Raw genomic sequence first — 6000 nt, forward strand, 5'->3', positions numbered from 1 at the left:
TTGCTCAGGATACAGGTCAAGCCCGGTCCCCGAAGGGACCGGGCTTGAACCCTCTCTACCAAATAGTGTCCGGCGGCGACCTACTCTCCCACACACTCCAGTGTGCAGTACCATCGGCGCAGTGGGCCTTAGCTTCCGGGTTCGGGATGGGACCGGGCGTTTCCCCCACGCTATGACCGCCGTAACTCTAGAACAACACCAGCACCCTTTCCCACACCACCACACACCCCAGAACACTCTGGGACTTGTGGAGGGGTACTCGACCAGTGTCGTAAACCTAAACTCACAACAACACTCTTCAATTATCACCCCACCCCCACAAACACCGGGGGCAGGGTTCTGTCTCTGACCCACACACCCCGCACACACACCCCACAAGAGGATGTGCCCACACGGGTGTCGTGAGGTTGTTGGCAGAGAACCGCCTAGTGGACGCGAACACGCAGTGTTCAAATGAAACTTCACCGAGCCCACACATGATGAGTGTGGTGTAAGTGGTCGGCTTATTAGTACCAGTCAGCTTCACGCATTGCTGCGCTTCCACATCTGGCCTATCAACCCAGTAGTCTAGCTGGGAGCCTTCACACCATAAAGGTGACGGAGATCTTATCTTGAAGCCGGCTTCCCACTTAGATGCTTTCAGCGGTTATCCATCCCGAACGTAGCTAATCAGCGGTGCACTTGGCAGTACAACTGACACACCAGAGGTTCGTCCGTCCCGGTCCTCTCGTACTAAGGACAGACCTTCTCAAATCTCCTGCGCGCGCAGCGGATAGGGACCGAACTGTCTCACGACGTTCTAAACCCAGCTCGCGTACCGCTTTAATGGGCGAACAGCCCAACCCTTGGGACCAACTCCAGCCCCAGGATGCGACGAGCCGACATCGAGGTGCCAAACCATGCCGTCGATATGGACTCTTGGGCAGGATCAGCCTGTTATCCCCGAGGTACCTTTTATCCGTTGAGCGACGGCCCTTCCACACGGTGCCGCCGGATCACTAGTCCCAACTTTCGTTCCTGCTTGAGCTGCCGCTCTCACAGTCAAGCTCCCTTGTGCACTTACACTCGACACCTGATTGCCAACCAGGCTGAGGGAACCTTTGGGCGCCTCCGTTACTCTTTAGGAGGCAACCGCCCCAGTTAAACTACCCACCAGGCACTGTCCCTGGACCCGATCAGGGCCCGAAGTTAGATGCCTAACATCACCAGAGTGGTATTTCAACGATGACTCCACGACCACTAGCGTGGCCGCTTCAAAGTCTCCCACCTATCCTACACAAGTGATGTCAAACACCAATACCAAGCTATAGTAAAGGTCTCGGGGTCTTTCCGTCCTGCTGCGCGTAACGAGCATCTTTACTCGTAGTGCAATTTCGCCGAGTCCACGGTTGAGACAGCGGGGAAGTCGTTACTCCATTCGTGCAGGTCGGAACTTACCCGACAAGGAATTTCGCTACCTTAGGATGGTTATAGTTACCACCGCCGTTTACTGGGGCTTAAATTCAGAGCTTCGCCACAAGGACTAACCCTTCCTCTTAACCTTCCAGCACCGGGCAGGAGTCAGTCCGTATACATCGTCTTACGACTTCGCACGGACCTGTGTTTTTAGTAAACAGTCGCTTCCCCCTGGTCTCTGCGACCACCACCAGCTCACCAAAGCAAGCCTGGATCACCAGGGTGGTCCCCCTTCTCCCGAAGTTACGGGGGTATTTTGCCGAGTTCCTTAACCGTGGTTCTCTCGATCGCCTTAGTATTCTCTACCTGACCACCTGTGTCGGTTATGGGTACGGGCGGTACAAGCCCTCGCGTCGATGCTTTTCTTGGCAGCATAGGATCACTGAATCCCCCACAAAGTGGAGTCCCATCAAGTCTCACCCATATAACGAGTCCCGGATTTGCCTAGGACTCGGGCTACACTCTTAGACCCAGACAACCATCGCTGGGCTCAGCTACCTTCCTGCGTCACACCTGTTAATACGCTTGGCTCCCCGGTTCAGGTCCTGCGCTCCTCGTACACGTCGACCCCCAAAGGGGCCAATCCAGCACGATTCGGGCAGTTAGTATCACCAGTTCACCATGGGCGGTCTTATACCGGTACGGGAATATCAACCCGTTGTCCATCGACTACGCCTGTCGGCCTCGCCTTAGGTCCCGACTAACCCAGGGCAGATTAGCTTGACCCTGGAACCCTTAGTCATTCGGCGGACACGTTTCTCACGTGTCTTTCGCTACTCATGCCTGCATTCTCACTCGAACACACTCCACAGACGAGCTTACGCTGCTGCTTCACCGCAGTGTTCGACGCTCCCCTACCCATCCAGTCCGCAAGGGACTAAATGCCACAGTTTCGGTGGTGTGCTTGAGCCCCGCTAAATTGTCGGCGCGGAATCACTTGACCAGTGAGCTATTACGCACTCTTTCAAGGGTGGCTGCTTCTAAGCCAACCTCCTGGTTGTCTAAGCAACTCCACATCCTTTCCCACTTAGCACACGCTTAGGGACCTTAACTGGTGGTCTGGGCTGTTTCCCTCTCGACCATGAAGCTTATCCCCCACAGTCTCACTGCTGCGCTCTCACTTGACCGGCATTCGGAGTTTAGCTGACGTCAGTAACCTTGTAGGGCCCATCGGCCATCCAGTAGCTCTACCTCCGGCAAGAAACACGCAACGCTGCACCTAAATGCATTTCGGGGAGAACCAGCTATCACGGAGTTTGATTGGCCTTTCACCCCTACCCACAGCTCATCCCCCCAGTTTTCAACCTAGGTGGGTTCGGTCCTCCACGCGCTCTTACACGCGCTTCAACCTGGCCATGGGTAGATCACTCCGCTTCGGGTCTAGACCCAGCGACTCAAACGCCCTATTCAGACTCGCTTTCGCTACGGCTTCCCCACTACCGGGTTAACCTCGCCACGTGAGCACTAACTCGCAGGCTCATTCTTCAAAAAGGCACGCCATCACACCCCCTATAGGATGCTTTGACGGATTGTAGGCACATGGTTTTCAGGTACTATTTTCACTCCCCCTCCCGGGGGTACTTTTTCACCATTCCCTCACGGTACTGATTCACTATCGGTTAGTAGGTAGTATTTAGGCTTACCAGGTGGTCCTGGCTGATTCACACAAGATTCCTCGAGCCTCGTGCTACTCGGGATACATCTACAGGCCGGCGGAACGCATTACGACTACGGGACTCACACCCTCTACGGCGAAGGACTCAACCTTCTTCGTCTATACGCCCGCACCTCAACCCCAAGGACTGGTAGATCCTCAATGAGATGTCCCACAACCCCGGCCACGCAACCCCTACCAGGTATCACACGCAACCGGTTTAGCCCCATCCGCTTTCGCTCGCCACTACTCACAGAATCACTACATTGTTTTCTCTTCCTGTCGGTACTGAGATGTTTCACTTCCCGACGTTCCCTCCAACCGGTCTATACATTCAACCGGAGGTCACACACCATCACGGCATGCGGGGTTTCCCCATTCGGAAATCCTGGTATCAACGCTCGGTTATCAACTCCACCAGGCTTATCGCAGATCCCACGTCCTTCATCGGCTCCTACTACCAAGGCATTCACCATGCGCCCTTAAACACTTACAAACATCATCACAGTAGCTGCGATGACACTCACCATAAGCGCTCGACTAAAAATTGACACAAAAAACACCAGCCACACCAAAGGCATGACCAGCATGATTCGAGTATTTTGTTCAAAAGAACAAAGATGCTCGCGTCCACTATGCAGTTCCCAAACAACAACCCCCACCACCATCACCAACCCACAAAAGCGGGCCGGCTACCTGAAGCCGAGGGCCAGATCATGAAACAACCATTGTTGTCTCAGGACCCAACAGTGTGCCAAGCACCACAGACAAAAGACACCAGCTCTCTTTCCGACCCGACCACCCACACAAGGTGAGTAAGACAGGCGTACCGGAGAAACCAGTGCCAAGACCGTGATGACGATTCGTTGATATTCCACCCTTGAGCAAACCACCAGTCACACGAACGGTGACATTAAATGGCGGACCCGACTCGGGTCCTGCTCCTTAGAAAGGAGGTGATCCAGCCGCACCTTCCGGTACGGCTACCTTGTTACGACTTAGTCCCAATCGCGAGTCCCACCTTCGACGGCTCCCCCCACAAGGGTTAGGCCACCGGCTTCGGGTGTTACCCACTTTCGTGACTTGACGGGCGGTGTGTACAAGGCCCGGGAACGTATTCACCGCAGCGTTGCTGATCTGCGATTACTAGCGACTCCAACTTCACGAAGTCGAGTTGCAGACTTCGATCCGAACTGAGACCGGCTTTTAGGGATTAGCTCCACCTCACAGTATCGCAACCCATTGTACCGGCCATTGTAGCATGCGTGAAGCCCAAGACATAAGGGGCATGATGATTTGACGTCGTCCCCACCTTCCTCCGAGTTGACCCCGGCAGTCTCCCATGAGTCCCCACCATTACGTGCTGGCAACATAGGATAGGGGTTGCGCTCGTTGCGGGACTTAACCCAACATCTCACGACACGAGCTGACGACAACCATGCACCACCTGTGAACCGACCCCGAAGGGAAGCTGCATCTCTGCAGCGGTCCGGTCCATGTCAAGCCTTGGTAAGGTTCTTCGCGTTGCATCGAATTAATCCGCATGCTCCGCCGCTTGTGCGGGCCCCCGTCAATTCCTTTGAGTTTTAGCCTTGCGGCCGTACTCCCCAGGCGGGGCACTTAATGCGTTAGCTACGGCGCGGAAAACGTGGAATGTCCCCCACACCTAGTGCCCAACGTTTACGGCATGGACTACCAGGGTATCTAATCCTGTTCGCTCCCCATGCTTTCGCTCCTCAGCGTCAGTAACAGCCCAGAGACCTGCCTTCGCCATCGGTGTTCCTCCTGATATCTGCGCATTTCACCGCTACACCAGGAATTCCAGTCTCCCCTACTGCACTCTAGTCTGCCCGTACCCACTGCACACCCGGGGTTGAGCCCCGGGCTTTCACAGCAGACGTGACAAACCGCCTACGAGCTCTTTACGCCCAATAATTCCGGATAACGCTCGCGCCCTACGTATTACCGCGGCTGCTGGCACGTAGTTAGCCGGCGCTTCTTCTGCAGGTACCGTCACTTGCGCTTCTTCCCTGCTGAAAGCGGTTTACAACCCGAAGGCCGTCATCCCGCACGCGGCGTCGCTGCATCAGGCTTTCGCCCATTGTGCAATATTCCCCACTGCTGCCTCCCGTAGGAGTCTGGGCCGTGTCTCAGTCCCAGTGTGGCCGGTCACCCTCTCAGGCCGGCTACCCGTCATCGCCTTGGTGAGCTATTACCTCACCAACAAGCTGATAGGCCGCGAGTCCATCCAAGACCGATAAATCTTTCCACCAGCACCCCATGCGAGGACTGGTCGTATCCGGTATTAGACCCAGTTTCCCGGGCTTATCCCAGAGTCAAGGGAAGGTTACTCACGTGATACTCACCCGTTCGCCACTAATCCAACCGTGCAAGCACGGTCTTCATCGTTCGACTTGCATGTGTTAAGCACGCCGCCAGCGTTCATCCTGAGCCAGGATCAAACTCTCCATTAAAAAAATTAATAAGAGAAAGCATCCACCATCAACAACAAACAGACCAGACCCTGCCAGAAAAACAGGGCCCTCACGATCCATCCATCACCAACGACAGACACCAGTTAATGAATCCTTGGCTAAATTTGCGACACCATCACGGGGGTGATAATGTCGCTGTTATAACCAAATAAATAATTTGGTATCAACAAACTTGGCACACTATTGAGTTCTCAAACAACAACCGCTACCGGCACCATCAGAAGTTTTTCTCTGAATCGCTCCGAAGCAACTTTGTAAGCTTACCAACAAGCTTCCGCTTCGTCAATTCGGCGTTTCCGCCGTCCTGACTCGATGACCAGTGCGCCGTCCTGCAATGAAGACTCACCAAATACTCGGTGAATGATCCCTGCGAACGACTCGAACTCGTCTCTGGCG

Annotated in this window: 3 rRNA genes; all 3 read right to left on the bottom strand. The window is 54.6% G+C overall.

The features are described 5' to 3' along the window. Positions 1-67 precede the first annotated feature (67 nt). The 3 genes from rrf to BG28_RS10870 all read right to left on the bottom strand — a co-directional run bounded on the left by rrf (position 68) and on the right by BG28_RS10870 (position 5583). Positions 68-184, bottom strand: a 5S ribosomal RNA gene (gene rrf / locus BG28_RS10860). Positions 185-486: 302 nt separating this feature from the next. Beyond that, positions 487-3605: ribosomal RNA gene (locus BG28_RS10865) — 23S ribosomal RNA — on the bottom strand. 453 nt (positions 3606-4058) lie between these two features. Further along, positions 4059-5583, bottom strand: a 16S ribosomal RNA gene (locus BG28_RS10870). The 16S, 23S and 5S rRNA genes sit together here, the layout of an rRNA operon. Positions 5584-6000 lie beyond the last annotated feature (417 nt).

This window comes from Nesterenkonia sp. AN1, assembly GCF_000582475.1.
Lineage (GTDB): Bacteria > Actinomycetota > Actinomycetes > Actinomycetales > Micrococcaceae > Nesterenkonia > Nesterenkonia aurantiaca.